At 63.1% G+C, this 15,011-nt stretch carries 14 protein-coding genes; 7 read left to right on the forward strand and 7 right to left on the reverse strand.

What is annotated here, in order from left to right:
* Positions 1 to 49: 49 nt before the first annotated feature.
* The gene (lysA, locus tag JAO73_RS02820; RefSeq protein WP_198975634.1) at positions 50 to 1,282 is read right to left on the reverse strand and encodes a diaminopimelate decarboxylase; all 1,233 of its coding nucleotides are present in this window, start codon (positions 1,280 to 1,282) and stop codon (positions 50 to 52) included.
* A gap of 142 nt (positions 1,283 to 1,424) precedes the next feature.
* Here lysA and JAO73_RS02825 point away from each other — a divergent pair, with 142 nt between their 5' ends.
* A complete protein-coding gene (locus tag JAO73_RS02825) occupies positions 1,425 to 1,940 on the forward strand; it encodes a DinB family protein (RefSeq protein WP_198975635.1) in 516 nt (171 codons plus the stop codon).
* Positions 1,941 to 1,997: 57 nt separating this feature from the next.
* Here the strand turns inward: JAO73_RS02825 and JAO73_RS02830 are convergent, their stop codons facing one another.
* The 6 genes from JAO73_RS02830 to JAO73_RS02855 all read right to left on the reverse strand — a co-directional run bounded on the left by JAO73_RS02830 (position 1,998) and on the right by JAO73_RS02855 (position 7,988).
* Complete coding sequence (locus JAO73_RS02830; RefSeq protein ID WP_198975636.1) at positions 1,998 to 3,089, reverse strand: NADH:flavin oxidoreductase/NADH oxidase; 1,092 nt, start codon at positions 3,087 to 3,089, stop codon at positions 1,998 to 2,000.
* 206 nt (positions 3,090 to 3,295) lie between these two features.
* Positions 3,296 to 4,414 carry a 3-isopropylmalate dehydrogenase gene (gene leuB, locus JAO73_RS02835; RefSeq protein WP_198975637.1) on the reverse strand — a complete coding sequence of 373 codons (1,119 nt, stop codon included), beginning with the start codon at positions 4,412 to 4,414 and terminating at the stop codon, positions 3,296 to 3,298.
* Positions 4,408 to 5,004, reverse strand: coding sequence for a 3-isopropylmalate dehydratase small subunit (leuD, locus tag JAO73_RS02840; RefSeq protein ID WP_198975638.1), 597 nt, complete (start codon positions 5,002 to 5,004; stop codon positions 4,408 to 4,410). Before leuD ends, leuB begins: the two co-directional genes overlap by 7 nt.
* A gap of 131 nt (positions 5,005 to 5,135) precedes the next feature.
* Positions 5,136 to 6,530, reverse strand: a complete 1,395-nt coding sequence (leuC, locus tag JAO73_RS02845) for a 3-isopropylmalate dehydratase large subunit (protein WP_198975639.1) — start codon at positions 6,528 to 6,530, stop codon at positions 5,136 to 5,138.
* A gap of 111 nt (positions 6,531 to 6,641) precedes the next feature.
* Entirely contained in the window at positions 6,642 to 6,818 is a 177-nt protein-coding gene (locus JAO73_RS02850; protein WP_198975640.1) for a hypothetical protein, read from the reverse strand.
* Positions 6,819 to 6,821: 3 nt separating this feature from the next.
* The gene (locus JAO73_RS02855) at positions 6,822 to 7,988 is read right to left on the reverse strand and encodes a 2-isopropylmalate synthase (RefSeq protein WP_198975641.1); all 1,167 of its coding nucleotides are present in this window, start codon (positions 7,986 to 7,988) and stop codon (positions 6,822 to 6,824) included.
* A 212-nt stretch (positions 7,989 to 8,200) separates the two neighbouring features.
* Between JAO73_RS02855 and JAO73_RS02860 the strand changes: the two genes are divergently transcribed.
* The 6 genes from JAO73_RS02860 to JAO73_RS02885 all read left to right on the forward strand — a co-directional run bounded on the left by JAO73_RS02860 (position 8,201) and on the right by JAO73_RS02885 (position 14,911).
* Positions 8,201 to 9,700 (forward strand): hypothetical protein, encoded by a 1,500-nt coding sequence (locus JAO73_RS02860; protein ID WP_198975642.1) that lies wholly within the window; start codon positions 8,201 to 8,203, stop codon positions 9,698 to 9,700.
* A gap of 108 nt (positions 9,701 to 9,808) precedes the next feature.
* Positions 9,809 to 10,345 carry a DUF4833 domain-containing protein gene (locus JAO73_RS02865; RefSeq protein WP_198975643.1) on the forward strand — a complete coding sequence of 179 codons (537 nt, stop codon included), beginning with the start codon at positions 9,809 to 9,811 and terminating at the stop codon, positions 10,343 to 10,345.
* 458 nt (positions 10,346 to 10,803) lie between these two features.
* Positions 10,804 to 11,694 carry a prephenate dehydratase gene (locus tag JAO73_RS02870; RefSeq protein WP_198975644.1) on the forward strand — a complete coding sequence of 297 codons (891 nt, stop codon included), beginning with the start codon at positions 10,804 to 10,806 and terminating at the stop codon, positions 11,692 to 11,694.
* Positions 11,691 to 12,893, forward strand: a complete 1,203-nt coding sequence (locus JAO73_RS02875) for a pyridoxal phosphate-dependent aminotransferase (RefSeq protein ID WP_198975645.1) — start codon at positions 11,691 to 11,693, stop codon at positions 12,891 to 12,893. The genes JAO73_RS02870 and JAO73_RS02875 overlap by 4 nt, the downstream gene beginning before the upstream one ends.
* A complete protein-coding gene (locus JAO73_RS02880) occupies positions 12,890 to 13,735 on the forward strand; it encodes a prephenate dehydrogenase (RefSeq protein ID WP_198975646.1) in 846 nt (281 codons plus the stop codon). The genes JAO73_RS02875 and JAO73_RS02880 overlap by 4 nt, the downstream gene beginning before the upstream one ends.
* An 81-nt stretch (positions 13,736 to 13,816) precedes the next feature.
* A complete protein-coding gene (locus JAO73_RS02885) occupies positions 13,817 to 14,911 on the forward strand; it encodes a chorismate mutase (protein ID WP_233168640.1) in 1,095 nt (364 codons plus the stop codon).
* Positions 14,912 to 15,011 lie beyond the last annotated feature (100 nt).

Here is a 15,011-nt window from a genome sequence, read left to right on the forward strand (position 1 = left end):
AGCTATTACACGCGAGATGCTTCGCTGGCGCTCTGCCTGACGTTATTTTCTACCCTTTGACTCCTTCCGCTAGTTCCACGTCGACCTGCCCCGCCAGCAGGTCCTCAAACGTTTGGCGCTTGCGGATGAGGCGCAGCTCGCCGCTCTCGTCCAGCAGCACTTCGGCCGGGCGGGTGCGCGAGTTGAAGCTGCTGCTCATCTCGAAGCCGTAGGCGCCGGCGTTGTGGAAAGCCAGCAGGTCGTTTTCGCGGATGTCGGGCAGCAGCCGGTCCCAGGCAAAGGTGTCGGTTTCGCAGATGTTGCCCACCACGGTATACAGCCGCTCCGTGCCCTTGGGGTTGGTGAGGTTGCTGATGTGGTGGTAGCTGTCGTAGAACATGGGCCGAATCAGGTGGTTGAAGCCCGAATTCACGCCCGCGAACACGGTGGCGGTGGTTTGCTTCACCACGGCCACGTTCACCAGCAGGTAGCCGCTTTCGCTCACCAGGTATTTGCCCGGCTCGAACCAGCACTGCAGCTCGCGGCCGTATTCTTTCTCAAACGACTTGAACGCCGCGGCCACTTGCTGGCCTAGCGCGTTCACGTCGGTTTCGGGGTCGCCGGGCTTGTAGGGCACTTTGAAGCCCGAGCCCAGGTCCAGAAACTCCAGCTCCGGGAAGCGCGTGGCCGCGTCGAACAGGATTTCCAGGGCGCGCATGAACACGCCCACGTCCTTGATTTCGGAGCCCGTGTGCATGTGCAGGCCGCGCACGTGCAGGCCGGTGCCCTTCACCACGCGCTCAAGGTGGCGCATCTGGTGGATGCTGATGCCAAACTTGGAGTCGATGTGGCCGGTTTGAATCTTGTAGTTGCCGCCCGCCTCAATGTGCGGGTTCAGGCGCACGCACACCGGGTACGAGCCGCCAAACGTGGCCCCAAAGCGCTCCAGCAGCGAGATGTTGTCGATGTTGAGGTTCACGCCCAGCTCCTTGGCTTCCACCAGTTCCTCAAACGTGACGCTGTTGGGCGTAAACAGAATGTCGTCGGGCGCGAAACCCACGTGCAGCCCCAGCTTCACCTCGTTGATGCTCACGCAGTCGAGCCCCGAGCCCAGGCTGTGGATGTGGCGCAGAATGGACACGTTGCTCAACGCCTTGCACGCATAAAAGAAGCGCGTTTTATGCCCCGAAAAAGCCGTGGTTAGCTTTTTATACTGCCGCGTGATGGTCGCGGAATTATACACGTAGAGAGGGGTGCCGAATTGGTCGGCGGCGGCGCGCAGCGCATCGTTAATACCTGACATAATCACAAAAGTACGGCCCGTGAAGGTCGTTGACGGTTTCGACGTCCATACGAACGCCATGCAGAGCGCGTCAAAGCGTTTCGCGTGCTCCGGCGCGCTCTGCATGACGTTATTTTGAAGCACTTAATTCCCCATTCTCCCAATGTCTGCTCCCCTCGAAGTCTGGCTGCGCGGCCCCCTTGCGGGCGTGCCCCCGCTGCTCCAACCCGTGGCCCACGCCCTGCTGCAGGCCCGCGACGAGCTAAACGAAGCCTTGCACGATTTTTCGCCCGCGCTCCTGAACGAGCGGCCGGCGGGCGTGGCTTCCGTGGGCTTCCACCTGCAGCACCTGGCCGGCGTGTTGAATCGCCTGCTGACCTACGCTCGCGGCGAGGCGTTGTCGGAAAGCCAGTTTGCCGATTTTCACGCCGAAGTGCCGCCCCTCCCCATCGCGCCCGATACGGTACAACAGCTCGTGGCTCGCTTCAACCAGGAAGTAGACGCCGCCCTGCAGCAGCTAAAAGCCACCCCCGAAACCAGCCTGACCGAAGGGCGTGGCGTGGGCCGGGCGCAGGTGCCCTCCACCGTCATCGGCATCCTGACGCACGCCGCCGAGCACACCACGCGCCATCTGGGCCAGCTGCTGGTAACCGCGAAATGGGTGCGCAGTTTGGCATAAAGCCCAAAGGCCGTCATACCTCGCTGGCGCTCTGCCGGACGGACTTTTAAGGAAAACTTATCGCGGCCCGGCCACGGTCTGCACGCGCGGCTTGGCGCGCTCGTACTGCGGCGGCCAGGGCATTTCGGCGCCCAACTCGTGGGCCGCAAACAGCGGGAAATAGGGCTCGCGCAGGAACTCGCGCGCCAGCAGCACCAAGTCGGCCTGGCCGTTGGCCAGAATGGCTTCGGCTTCGGCCGGGTTGGTGATAAGCCCCACCGCGCCCGTGCGGATGCCGGCCTCTTCCTTGATTCGTTCGGCAAACTGCACCTGGTAGCCGGGGCCCACGGGGATGGGCGCCTTGGGCACGTTGCCGCCGGTGGAGCAGTCTATCAAATCCACGCCGCGGGTTTTGAGCGCGGCCGCCAGCTGCACGGCTTCGTCGGCGTTCCAGCCGCCTTCCACCCAGTCGGTGGCCGAAATGCGCACGATGAGCGGCCGTTCTTCGGGCCATACTTCGCGGGTGGCCGCTACCACGTCCAGCAGCAGGCGGATGCGGTTGTCGAATGAGCCGCCGTACTCGTCGGTGCGGTGGTTGCTCAGCGGCGACAGAAACTGGTGCAGCAGGTAGCCGTGCGCGGCGTGCAGCTCAATCACCTGGTAGCCCGCCGCCAGGCAGCGCTGCGCAGCCGTGCGGAAATCAACAATAACTTGCTGAATGCCTTGCGCATCGAGGGCCTTGGGCTGGGGGTAGCGGTCGGAAAAGGCCTCGTTGCCGGGGCCCACCACTTGCCAGCCGCCTTCGCTGGCGGGCACCGCGCCCTCGCCGCGCCAGGGGGCGTAGGTGCTGGCCTTGCGGCCGGCGTGGGCCAATTGAATGCCGGGCACGCTGCCCTGCGCCGTGATGAATTCGTTGATGCGCTGGAGCATGGGCACGTGCTCGTCTTTCCAGATGCCGAGGTCTTCGGGGCTGATGCGGCCTTCCGGCGACACGGCCGTGGCTTCTTGGATGATGAGGCCGGCGCCGCCCACGGCGCGGCTGCCCAGGTGCACGAGGTGCCAGTCGTTGGCGAAGCCGTCGGTGGCGCTGTACTGGCACATGGGCGACACCACAATGCGGTTTTTCAGCGTGACGCTGCGCAGGGCCAGGGGTTCAAATAATTTAATCATAAGGGGCAAAATTGAAATCAGAAACCAAGCCTTCTTAACCTGATTTCAGCCCTTGGGGTTATCGCATCGGCTACGGAAGCCATCAAAACGTCATGCAGAGCGCAGCGAAGCATCTCGCGTGTGGTAGTAAACCCGGCCGATGGATTTACTACTGCACGCGAGATGCTTCGCTGCGCTCTGCATGACCGGTTACTGCTGTTAACTAATCAAATAATCGTGCTCAGCCCGATTTCCACGTTATTCTTGTTCCACTGCTTCTCGTTCGAATCTGTAATCCAGAAGGCGATGTAATTGCCGACTTCCTCGGTGGTGTAGGGCGCGGTGGGGTTTAGCTCTTTGGTCAGGACGCCGTTGTTGAGAGCTTCGTCTACGGCTTCGCGCACCAGGGCGGCTTCGGTGTCCAGCTCCAGGTGCTCCAGCAGCATGGCGGCCGAAAGGATGGTGGCAATGGGGTTGGCGATGCCTTTGCCCCTGGCCTGCGGGTAGGAGCCGTGAATGGGCTCGAACAGCGCCACCCGCTCGCCCACCGACGCCGAGGGCAGCAGGCCCAGCGAGCCCGCAATCACCGAAGCCTCGTCTGAGATGATGTCGCCGAACATATTTTCGGTCAGAATCACGTCGAACTGCGTGGGGCTGAGGACGACCTGCATGGCCGCGTTGTCGACGAACAGGTAATCCACGGCCACTTCCGGGTACTCGGCGGCCATTTCGCGCACCACTTCGCGCCACAGGCGGGAGGTTTCTAGCACGTTGGCCTTGTCCACCAGCGTCAGTTTCTGCCGGCGGCCAGCCGCGGCGCGGAAGGCCAAGTGCGCAATGCGCTCAATCTCGGGGCGGCTGTAGGTGCAGTGGTCGTAGGCGGCATCGCCGTCGGCGGTGCGGCCCTTGTCGCCGAAGTAGATGCCGCCGGTTAGCTCCCGAAAAATGAGCAGGTCGGTGCCTTCGATGCGCTCGCGCTTCAGCGGGGAATGCTCCAGCAGCACGCTGTAAGCCGTCACGGGCCGGATGTTGGCAAACAAACCCAGCGACTTGCGCAGGCGCAGCAGGCCCTGCTCGGGGCGCACCTGGGCGGTGGGGTCGTGGTCGTACTTCGGGTCGCCGATGGCCCCGAGCAGCACGGCATCGGCGGCGCGACAGGCGTCGAGGGTTTCGTCGGGCAGCGGGTTGCCGGTGGCGTCGATGGCGCAGGCACCCATCAGGTAGCTCTGCATGTCGAAGCGGTGGCCGAAGCGGCCGGCCACGGCTTCCAGCACCTTCACGGCCTGCCGACAGACTTCGGGCCCGATGCCATCGCCGGGCAACACGGCTATTTTCTTGCTTACCATGACCAGGTTCGGTGTTGTTCGTAGGCTTCGATGGCGGGCTTCTGGCTCACCAGGTAGTCGATGTCGTCGTAGCCGTTAATCAGGCACTCCTTTTTGTATGGGTCGAGGTCGAAACGGATGACTTCGCCGGTGGCCGGCACGTGCAGGATTTGCTCCCGCAGGTTCACCACGAATTGCACGTGGGCATCTTCCTCCACCAGCGCAAACAGCTGGGCCAGTTCGGCATCGCTCACCTGCAGCGGCAGCAGGCCGGTGTTGAGCGCGTTGCCGCGGAAAATGTCGGCGAAGTAGCTCGAAATCACCACCCGGAAGCCGGCGTCGTACAGCGCCCAGGCGGCGTGCTCGCGGCTGGAGCCGCAGCCGAAGTTCTTGCCCGCCAGCAGAATCTGCCCGCCGAAACGCGGGTCGTTCAGCACGAAATCGGGCTTGGGGCTGCCGTCGGGGTTGCGCCGCCAGTCGCAAAACAAGTTCTCGCCGAAGCCCTCGCGCGTGGTCGCCTTCAGAAAACGGGCCGGAATAATCTGGTCCGTATCGATGTTTTCGAGCGGCAGCGGGACGGCGGTTGAGTACAGGGTTTGAAATTTTTCCATTGGGAATTCGACGAAATCAGTTGTCATCCTGAGCGCAGCGAAGGACCTTATCACGACTGCGCCGTTTCAGTTACTGCAAATCGTTCGAAGGTGAAAAGGTCCTTCGCTGCGCTCAGGATGACAGAAAAGACTCAATTCAAATACTGTGTGATGTCCACAATCCGGCCCTGCACGGCCGTGATGGCGGCCACCAGCGGCGAGGCCAGCAGCGTGCGCGAGCCCGGCCCCTGCCGCCCCTCGAAGTTGCGGTTGGAGGTGGCCACGCAGTAGGCGCCGGCGGGGATTTTGTCTTCGTTCATGGCCAGGCAGGCGCTGCAGCCGGGTTCGCGCAGCTCGAAGCCGGCGTCGGCCAGAATCTTGTCCAGGCCTTCGGCCCGGGCTTGCTGCTCCACCTGCTTCGAGCCGGGCACGATGATGGCCTCAACATGCCCAGCTTTTTGCTTGCCTTGCACGTAGGCCGCCACGGCCCGCAGGTCCTCAATGCGCGAATTGGTGCAGCTGCCGATGAAAACGTAGTTAATTTCTTTGCCCAGCAAGCTTTCGCCCCGTTGAAAGCCCATGTACTGCAGTGACTTATCAAAGCTTTCGGCTTCGCTGGCCGGCACTTCGCTGGGAATGTGGCCATTCAGCGCAATGCCCATGCCGGGGTTGGTGCCGTAGGTTATCATCGGCGCGATGGCGGCCGCGTCGAAGCGGTGCTCGGCGTCGAAAACGGTGTCCTCGTCGGAATACAGCGTTTGCCAGTAGGCCACGGCCTGCTCCCAGGCGGCCTCTTTCGGGACGTAGGGGCGGCCCTGCACGTAGGCGAACGTCGTTTCATCGGGCGCGATGAGGCCGCCGCGGGCACCCATTTCAATGCTCATGTTGCACACCGTCATGCGGCCTTCCATGCTCAGGTCGCGCACGGCGCTGCCCGCGTATTCCACGAAGTAGCCGGTGGCCCCGCCCGTGCCCAGCTGCGCAATGACGTAGAGAATCAGGTCCTTGGCCGTGACGCCGGGCCGCAGGGCGCCGTTCACGGTGATGCGCATGCGCTTGGGGCGGCTCAGGAGCAGGCACTGGGTGGCCATCACCTGCGCCACTTGGCTGGTGCCGATGCCGAAAGCCACCGCACCAAACGCGCCGTGGGTGGAGGTGTGGCTGTCGCCGCACACAATGGTGGTGCCGGGCAGCGTGAGGCCCAGCTCCGGCCCGATGACGTGCACGATGCCCTGGCGCTGGTGGCCCAGGCCATACAGTTCCACGCCGTACTTGGCGCAGTTGGCCGTGAGCGTGTCTACCTGCGAGCGGCTCAGCGGTTCCTCGATGGGTAGGTGCTGGTTACGGGTGGGCACGTTGTGGTCGGCCGTGGCTAGAATGCGCGCCGGGCGAAACAGCGGCAGCTCGCGGGCTTCGAGCTCGTCGAAGGCCTGCGGGCTGGTCACCTCGTGGATGAGGTGCCGGTCGATATACACGATATCCAGGCCGCCCGGCGCGGCTTTCACCACGTGCGCCTCCCAGATTTTATCGAATAAGGACTTGGCCATTGGGGTGGGGCGACGAGACGCATACTGGCGTCTCGTCGTTGGATGCTTTGGGAGAGGAAAACGAGGCGTTATTTATCGTTGTCGAGGCGCAAGTATGCGTCTCTGCATCGGTCAGGCTTCCGCTGGGGTGAAGCCGATGGCAGTGGGTGCTGCTTGCTGAATCACGGCGACTCCGTAGCTAATCCAGTCGGTGAAGCGCGGCGGTTGCGGGGGTTCCGGTTGGGGAGGCTGGCTGCTGGGCTGGGCGGGGCCGGCGGCGAGGGGGCGATATTCTTCGGGAGTCGTCATGGGTTAGTTGGCGGCTACTAGGTTTTCTTGTTCTACAAGGGCGCGCAGGTCGTCGTCCACCACCTCGCGCTTGCGGTCGGCGAGTTCGAGAAAGCACGCGTAGGCTTTGTTCAGGGCGGTTTTCTCGAAATCGTAGCCCAGCTTCTGCAGGCGGTAGGCCAGCGCGGCGCGGCCGGAGCGGGCCGTGAGCACGATGGACGAATCGGCCACGCCCACTTCCCGCGGGTCGATGATTTCGTAGGTTTCGCGGTGCTTGATGATGCCGTCCTGGTGAATGCCGCTGCTGTGCGAGAAGGCGTTGGCGCCCACAATGGCCTTGTTGGGCTGCACGGGCATGGTCATCAGGTGCGACACCATGGCCGAGGTTTCGGCCAGCAGGCGGGTGTTGATGCGGGTGTCGAGGTGGAGGTAAGGGTGCTGGCGCAGTATCATCACCACTTCTTCCAGGGCCGTGTTGCCGGCGCGCTCGCCCACGCCATTGATGGTGCACTCAATCTGGCGGGCACCGTTCATCACGCCGGCAATGGAGTTGGCGGTGGCCAGGCCCAGGTCGTTGTGGCAGTGCGTGGACAGGCGCACCGTGTGGATGCCGCGCACGTTTTCGTGCAGAAACTTGATTTTGGCGCCGTATTCCTGGGGCAGGCAGTAGCCGGTGGTGTCCGGAATGTTGAGCACCGTGGCGCCGGCCCGAATGGCGGCCTCGCACACGCGGGCCAGGAATTCGTTGTCGGTGCGGCCAGCGTCTTCGGCGTAAAACTCCACGTCGTACACGAAGCTTTTGGCCAGCTTCACGGCCGCGACGGCGCGGGCCAGCACGTCCTCCCGCGTGGTGCAGAGCTTGTGCTGAATGTGCACGTCCGATGTGCCGATGCCGGTGTGAATGCGCGGGTAGCGGGCCGGGCGCAGGGCCTCGGCGGCCACCCGAATGTCGTTTTCGACGGCCCGCGAGAGGCCGCACACGGTGGCTTCGCGGGTTTGGGCGGCAATGGCCTGCACGGCGGCAAAATCGCCGGGGCTCGACACCGGAAAGCCGGCCTCGATGACGTCGACGCCGAGCTGCTCGAGCTGGCGGGCAATGAGAAGCTTCTCGTCGCGGTTTAGCTTGCAGCCCGGCACCTGTTCGCCGTCGCGGAGCGTGGTATCGAAGATTTGGATTTGCTGCGGAGACATGCTACAATCGCCCGGAAACGCCGGGCGGGGCCGTTGAAATAGGCTGGCAAGTAGCGGCCGCGTTTGCGGCATGAAAACCGCCATTTTACCGTTCCTACTATTTCTAATCGGCGGGATTTGCAGAGTAATACATTGTGGGATAATAGGTTGCATCAGGACGTTATACAATGCCAAACAAGAGCCAGGAACCCGTTTTTCAGTTGGTAAAATCGTTGACGCGCTCCGAAAAGCGCCATTTCCGCCTGTTCACCAACCGGCAGAGCGCGAGCGAAGACCTCAAGTTTTTGCAGCTCTTCGACGCCCTCGACGCCCAGGAAACCTACGACGAGGCCCAGGTGCTGGCCCAGGTGCCCGCCCTCAAGCGCGTGCAGCTCGCCAACCTCAAGGCCAACCTTTACCGGCAGGTGCTCTCCAGCCTGCGGGTGTACCACGCCGGGCAAAACCCCGACATCCAGCTGCACGAGCAGCTCGACTACGCCCGCGTGCTCTACAACAAGGGCTTCTACCAGCAAGCCCTGCGCATGCTGGAAAAAGTGAAGCAGCAGGCCCGCCAGGCCGAAATGCCGCACATCGTGCTGCTGGCCCTCGACTTTGAGAAGCTCATCGAAAGCCAGTACATCACGCGCAGCCTGAAAGACCGCGCCGAAACCCTCACCACCGAAGCCACGGACACAGTCGCCCACCTGGCCAACCAGCACGCGCTGTCCAACGCCGCGCTGCGCCTCTACGGCCTCTACCTGAAGGCCGGCCACGCCCGCAACCGCGCCGACCACGCGCGCATCACGGCGTTTTTCCGCGAAAACCTGCCGGCTGCCGAAGACAGCCGCGGCGGCTTTTTCGAGAAGCTGTATTTCTACCAGGCGCAGGTGTGGTACCACACGCTGAGCCAGAATTTCCGGGCCAGCTACCGCTACGCCCAGAAGTGGGTCGACCTCTTTGAGCAGGCCCCGCCCATGAAGGAGCTGCAAACCATGCTCTACATCAAAGGCCTGCACAACTTGCTGGCGGCGCTCTATAACCTGCTTTACTACAGCAAGTTCATGCAGGTGCTGAAAAGGCTGGAAGACTTCGCGGCCAACCAGACCCGGCGCAGCAGCCCCAACACCGAAATCCTGCTGTTCCAGTACATCTACACCAACAAAATCAACGCCTACTTCCTGGAGGGCCGCTTCGCCGAGGGCCTGGCCATCATCCCGGAGCTGCTCGAGCAGCTGGACCACTTCAAACCCCAGCTCGACATCCACCGCACGCTGGTGTTTTACTACAAGATTGCCAGCCTCTACTTCGGCAGCGGCGAGTACGAGAAGGCCATCGAGTACCTCACCCTTATCATTCAGCACAAAGACCTGAGCCTGCGCGAGGACCTGCAGTGTTTTGCCCGCATCCTCAACCTCATTGCTCACTACGAAGCCGGCGACGACGCCAGCCTGGAATACCAGGTGCGCTCCGTGTACCATTTTCTGGGCAAGATGGACGAGCAGCAGCCCATGCAGGTCGAGATATTCCGGTTTCTGCGCCAGCTGGGCGGCATTGCGCCGCCGCAGGTGCGCGAGGCCTTCATCGACCTCAAGGAGAAGCTGACCGTAATAGCCGCCAATCCCTACGAAAGCCGCCCGTTCCTGTACCTGGACATCATTTCCTGGCTCGAAAGCAAGATTTCCAACGTGTCGGTGCAAGACGTGATGAAGCGCAAGTTCCGGCAGATGAAGTGATGTAGCGTGGACTCCGCGAGTCCGCGCCTGGCCGAACATCCTGCGCTGCGCGGACTCGCAGAAGCCACGCGACGGTACCTTTGCCACTCCGCTGCTATCCCATTCTCCATGTTGGCCCCGGCCTTTTTGCTGCTATTCAACCTGCTTTGCCGCCTGCCGCCGGGCGCGAAAGCGGGCATTGTGTTTCCGGTTCCCAGCGGGGTGCCCAACCAGCTTTTCTACCTGCAGCGCGACCCCAACACCAACACGGTGATATACCAGCTGAACGTGGACCGCGCCGGCCGCCTCAACGAGGAAGAGCCCGTGAATGCCTTTTGGATTCGCTACGACGAGCACGGCGAGCGCAAGGAGCTGAACTTCATTCAGCGCAAGTTTGCCTATGGCCTCACGGCCGAAAAACTCGCCGCCGACAAGTTTGAGCTGAAGTTTGCGGCCTATAGCAAGGTGCGGTTTTTCCTGCTGAAGTCGCCAGTGGATAAGGCGTTTCACGTCTACACCACCATTGCCGGCAAGCAGCTGCAGCTCGAGCGTGTGTATTTGCGCATCGAGGGCGGCACGTTTTGGGTGCCGAACGTAAGATACCTGGAGTTCAAGGGGCTGAACACGGCCACCCGCGAACCGGCGGTGGAGCGGGTGCTGCCGTAGCGTCGAAGTTGCATTTGTCGGCGCCGTGGCTATCTTGCGTCTGCAAACAGCAACCATGCTCCAGACGCGCTACTTTTTCGGCTATTACTACTTCTACGCCACCGCGTAGAACGAGCCGCCGCGTAGCTAACTTTCAGCCAACTCTAGCGCCGCTCGTTCATCGGGAAGGCGCTTTTTTATTGCCCAATTCACTCATGGTACCCACGCAGCAAGTGTTTTTTTATTACGGCTATACCTTCTTCTATTCGAAGAAGCCGGCCCGCTGTTGCCCGAGGTGACCACACCACACTCGCTGCCAACCACCCCAGGGCCCCGCATTCCGGAGGCCCTTTTTTATTGCCCAATTCTAGTTGTCAGTTGCTCGTTGTCAGTTGTTAGCCTCATATGGCACAGACTACTGAGTAAATAGCCGGACAACTGACAACGAGCAACTGACAACTAACAACTAACGCTACACCATGCCCAAGCACGTTTCCATTCAGGGTTTTCAGGGAAGTTTTCACCAAGTGGCGGCCCGGCAGTTTTTCGGCGCGGCGCCAGCGCTGCTGCCCTGCGCCACCTTCGCGGCCGTGGTGGCCCACGTGGTGCACGGTACCGCCGACGCCGGCCTCATGGCCATGGAAAACTCGCTGGCCGGCAGCATTCTGCCCAACTACCTGCTGCTGGAGCGCCACCCCGTACGGGTAACGGGCGAGGTGTACCTGCCCATTCATCAGCACCTGCTGGCCCTGCCCGGCACCACGCTGGCCGCCGTGCAGCAGGTGCACTCGCACCCCATGGCCCTGCGCCAGTGCGGCGAGTTTCTGGACCGCCACCCGCACTGGAAACTGGTCGAAACCGACGACACCGGCCACAGCGCCCAGCTGCTGGCCGAGCACCGCACGCCCGGCGTGGCCGTGGTGGCCGGTGCCCAGGCGGCCGAGCAGTTCGGCCTGCACATTCTGGCGCCCGCCATTCACGACGACCCGCACAACTACACCCGCTTCCTGGTGCTGGAGCACGCCGACAGCGCCCGCCCCGACCCATTGGCCGACAAAGCCTCGCTCTACTTCTGCGCGCCGCACGCGCCCGGCAGCTTGGCCGCCGTGCTCGCCCGCGTGGCTGCCCACGGCCTGAATTTGAGCAAGCTGCAGTCGTGCCCCCGCCCCGGCCAGCCCTGGCACTATGGCTTCCACGCCGATGTGGAATGTGAAAATCCGGCGCAGTTGGAGGCCCTGCTGGCCGAGTTGGCGCCCGTAACCGAAGAACTGCGCGTGCTGGGCGCCTACCGCCGTGGCCACTGGAATACCGCAGCTTCCCAAACCATCGACGCCCAAGTAGCGAGCGCCGCAATTGACTTGAAATCATGAAAACAGCTTCCGAAACCTGCCTGCAAGTGCCCGTTGCCAGCCGCCTGGCCCACACCGGCGAATACTACTTCTCGCGCAAGCTGCGCGAGCTGGCTGCCCTGAACGCCGCCGGCGCCAACATCATCAACCTGGGCATCGGCAGCCCCGATTTGCCGCCGCACCCCAGCGTGGTGGCGGCGCTCAGTGCCAGCGCCGCCCAGCCCACTGCCCACGGCTACCAGGGCTACCAGGGCACGCCGGCGCTGCGCGGGGCCATGGCCGCTTTCTACCAGCGCCACTACGGCGTGACGCTCGACCCGGCCAGCGAAATCCTGCCGCTTCTAGGCTCGAAAGAAGGCTTGATGCACATAGGCATGACGTTTTTGGAAGCGGGCGACGTCGTGCTCATTCCCAACCCCGGCTACCCGACTTACCGAGCCGTGGCCGAAATCTGCGGGGCCGAGGTGCGCGAATACGACCTTACCGCCGCCCGCGGCTGGCTGCCTGACTTGGACGCGCTGGCCCAAACCGACCTCTCGCGGGTGAAGCTCATGCTGGTAAACTACCCGCACATGCCCACCGGCGCTTCGGCCGACGCGGCTTTCCTGACGCAATTGGTGGCTTTTGCGAAGGCGCACGGCATTCTGCTCGTGCACGACAACCCCTACGGCTTCATCCTGAATGAAACGCCGCCGGTGAGTTTGCTCTCGGTGCCCGGCGCCCGCGAAGTGGCTCTGGAGCTGAACTCGCTCAGCAAATCGCACAACATGGCCGGCTGGCGCGTGGGCATGCTCTGCGGCCGCCCCGACCTGCTGGCCGACGTCCTCCGCTTCAAAAGCAACATGGACTCGGGGATGCTGCTGCCGGTGCAGCAAGCTGCTGTGGCCGCCCTGGCCCTGGGCGGCGACTGGTTCGCGGAGTTGAACGCCACCTACCGCGTCCGCCGCGAATTGGTGCTTGAGCTGCTGCGCGCCGTGGGCTGCGAACCCGCTCCGGGCCAGGTGGGCCTGTTCATCTGGGCCGCGGTGCCGGCTGAGTACGCCGATGGCTACGCCCTGAGCGACGCCGTGCTGGCCGAAGCCCGGGTGTTTCTGACGCCGGGCGGCATTTTCGGCAGCAACGGCCTAGGCTACGTGCGGGCCAGCCTCTGCCAGCCGGAACGTGTGCTGCGCGAGGCCCTGGAGCGAGTTCGTGTCACCATTCCTTCTGTCAACTCATGAACGTAACCATCATTGGTCTCGGCCTCATTGGCGGCTCGCTGGCGCTTAGCCTGCGCCAACACGGGCTGGCGCAGCATTTTATTGGGGTAGAAGCAAGCCCGGCTCACGCGCGCCGGGCGCTGGAGCTGGGCTTGGTCGATGCAATCGAAACCGACCTTGCCGCTGCCGTGCGCCGGGCCGATTTGGTGGTGGTGGCCGTGCCCATGGACGCCATGGTGGCCGTGCTGCCGCTCGTGCTCGATGCCACGGCGCCGCATCAGGTGGTAATTGATGTGGGCTCGACGAAAGGCACCTTGCTGGCGGCTGTGGCCGCACATCCGCGCCGGGGCCGTTTTGTGGCCGTGCACCCCATGGCCGGCACCGAGTACTCCGGCCCCGATGCGGCCACGCAGGGCCTGTTCGACGGCAAAACCGTGGTGCTCTGCGACGCCGAGCACAGCGACCCCGATGCCGTGCAGCTGGTCGAAAAGCTGTTTCACGCGCTGCCCATGCGCCTGCTGTACCTCGACGCGGCGGCTCACGACCTGCACACCGCCTACGTGTCGCACATCTCGCACATCACCTCGTTTGCGCTGGCGCTCACGGTGTTGGAGAAAGAGAAGGAAGAGCAACGCATCTTCGACCTGGCCAGCGGCGGCTTTGCCTCCACCGTGCGCCTGGCCAAAAGCTCGCCCGCCATGTGGGTGCCCATCTTCCGCCAAAACCGCCTCAACGTGCTCGACGTGCTCGACGAGCACCTGCACCAACTGCAGCACCTGCGCGACCTGCTGGCGCGGGAAGACTACGACGGCCTCACCCAGCAAATTCAGCAAGCCAATCACATTCGCAAAATCCTGCCTTAGCAGGCAGAACAACACAAAAAGCCCGTCATGCTTTGGCTCCGCTCAGCATGACGACCTAAAAACTAATAGCTAATCAATCCCATGAATCCATCCGCCATCCCCGCCATGAAATCCGCGCTGTTCAACCGCCAGCCCGACGACAAACCTTTCCTCATTTCCGGGCCGTGCTCGGCCGAAACCGAGGAGCAGGTGCTCGAAACCTGCCAGCGCCTGGCCGCCACGGGCAAGGTGCAGGCCCTGCGCGCCGGCATCTGGAAGCCCCGCACCAAGCCTGGCATGTTCGAGGGCGTGGGCACCAAAGGCCTGCCCTGGCTCAAGAAAGCCAGCGAGCTGACCGGGCTGCCCACGGCCGTGGAAGTGGCCACCGCCAAGCACGTCGAAGACTGCCTGGCCTTTGGCATCGACATTCTGTGGGTGGGCGCCCGCACCACCGGCAACCCGTTTTCGGTGCAGGAAATCGCCAATGCCCTGCGCGGCGTCGACGTGCCGGTGCTGGTGAAAAACCCCATTCACCCGGAGCTGGAGCTGTGGGTGGGCGCCGTGGAGCGCCTGCAAAAAGCTGGCCTCACGCACGTGGGCCTTATTCATCGGGGCTTTTCGAGCTACGGCAACACCGATTTCCGCAACGCGCCCATGTGGCACCTGCCCATCGAGATGAAGCGCCGGATGCCCAGCCTGCCGCTGCTCTGCGACCCCAGCCACATCTGCGGCCGGCGCGACACGCTGGCGGCCGTGGCCCAGCAGGCCCTCAACCTGGGCTTCGACGGCAACATGATTGAAAGCCACATCGACCCCGACGCAGCTTGGAGCGACGCCAAGCAGCAAATCACGCCGGAAGTGCTGCGCGACCTGATTGAAGACCTGGTGTGGCGCCACGAGAGCACTGACAAGCGCGACTACCTCACGGCGCTGGCCAGCTTCCGCGAGCAAATCAACCAGCTCGACGCCGAGATTATGCAGCTACTGGGCCGCCGCATGGCCGTGGCCGAGAAAATCGGGCAGTACAAAAAGGAAAACGACATCACCATTCTCCAAACCACCCGCTTCAACGAGGTGCTGGAGCGCGCCTTCCGCCAGGGCGCGTCGGTGGGCCTCACGCACGAGTTTGTGGAGCAATACTTCGCCGCCGTGCACCTAGAATCCATTAACCGCCAGAATAAAGTGATGGAAGGGTAGGGCAAGAAAGCGGTATTTGGAATTAACAGAACGGTCGTGCAGGGCGCAGCACAGCATCTCGCGTGGGGTGGTAATTAGTCGAAGCACGCGAGATGCTGCG

This window comes from Hymenobacter miniatus (assembly GCF_016427455.1).
In the GTDB taxonomy this organism is placed as follows: Bacteria; Bacteroidota; Bacteroidia; order Cytophagales; family Hymenobacteraceae; genus Hymenobacter; species Hymenobacter armeniacus.

Coding starts and splice junctions, on each gene's coding strand:
- leuB (WP_198975637.1), bottom strand. CDS start 4,414: ATGGTAAGCAAGAAAATAGCCGTGTTGCCCGGCGATGGCATCGGGCCC.
- JAO73_RS02825 (WP_198975635.1), top strand. CDS start 1,425: ATGTCTGCTCCCCTCGAAGTCTGGCTGCGCGGCCCCCTTGCGGGCGTG.
- leuD (WP_198975638.1), bottom strand. CDS start 5,004: ATGGAAAAATTTCAAACCCTGTACTCAACCGCCGTCCCGCTGCCGCTC.
- JAO73_RS02850 (WP_198975640.1), bottom strand. CDS start 6,818: ATGACGACTCCCGAAGAATATCGCCCCCTCGCCGCCGGCCCCGCCCAG.
- JAO73_RS02875 (WP_198975645.1), top strand. CDS start 11,691: ATGAAAACAGCTTCCGAAACCTGCCTGCAAGTGCCCGTTGCCAGCCGC.
- JAO73_RS02880 (WP_198975646.1), top strand. CDS start 12,890: ATGAACGTAACCATCATTGGTCTCGGCCTCATTGGCGGCTCGCTGGCG.
- leuC (WP_198975639.1), bottom strand. CDS start 6,530: ATGGCCAAGTCCTTATTCGATAAAATCTGGGAGGCGCACGTGGTGAAA.
- lysA (WP_198975634.1), bottom strand. CDS start 1,282: ATGTCAGGTATTAACGATGCGCTGCGCGCCGCCGCCGACCAATTCGGC.
- JAO73_RS02855 (WP_198975641.1), bottom strand. CDS start 7,988: ATGTCTCCGCAGCAAATCCAAATCTTCGATACCACGCTCCGCGACGGC.
- JAO73_RS02865 (WP_198975643.1), top strand. CDS start 9,809: ATGTTGGCCCCGGCCTTTTTGCTGCTATTCAACCTGCTTTGCCGCCTG.
- JAO73_RS02830 (WP_198975636.1), bottom strand. CDS start 3,089: ATGATTAAATTATTTGAACCCCTGGCCCTGCGCAGCGTCACGCTGAAA.
- JAO73_RS02870 (WP_198975644.1), top strand. CDS start 10,804: ATGCCCAAGCACGTTTCCATTCAGGGTTTTCAGGGAAGTTTTCACCAA.
- JAO73_RS02885 (WP_233168640.1), top strand. CDS start 13,817: ATGAATCCATCCGCCATCCCCGCCATGAAATCCGCGCTGTTCAACCGC.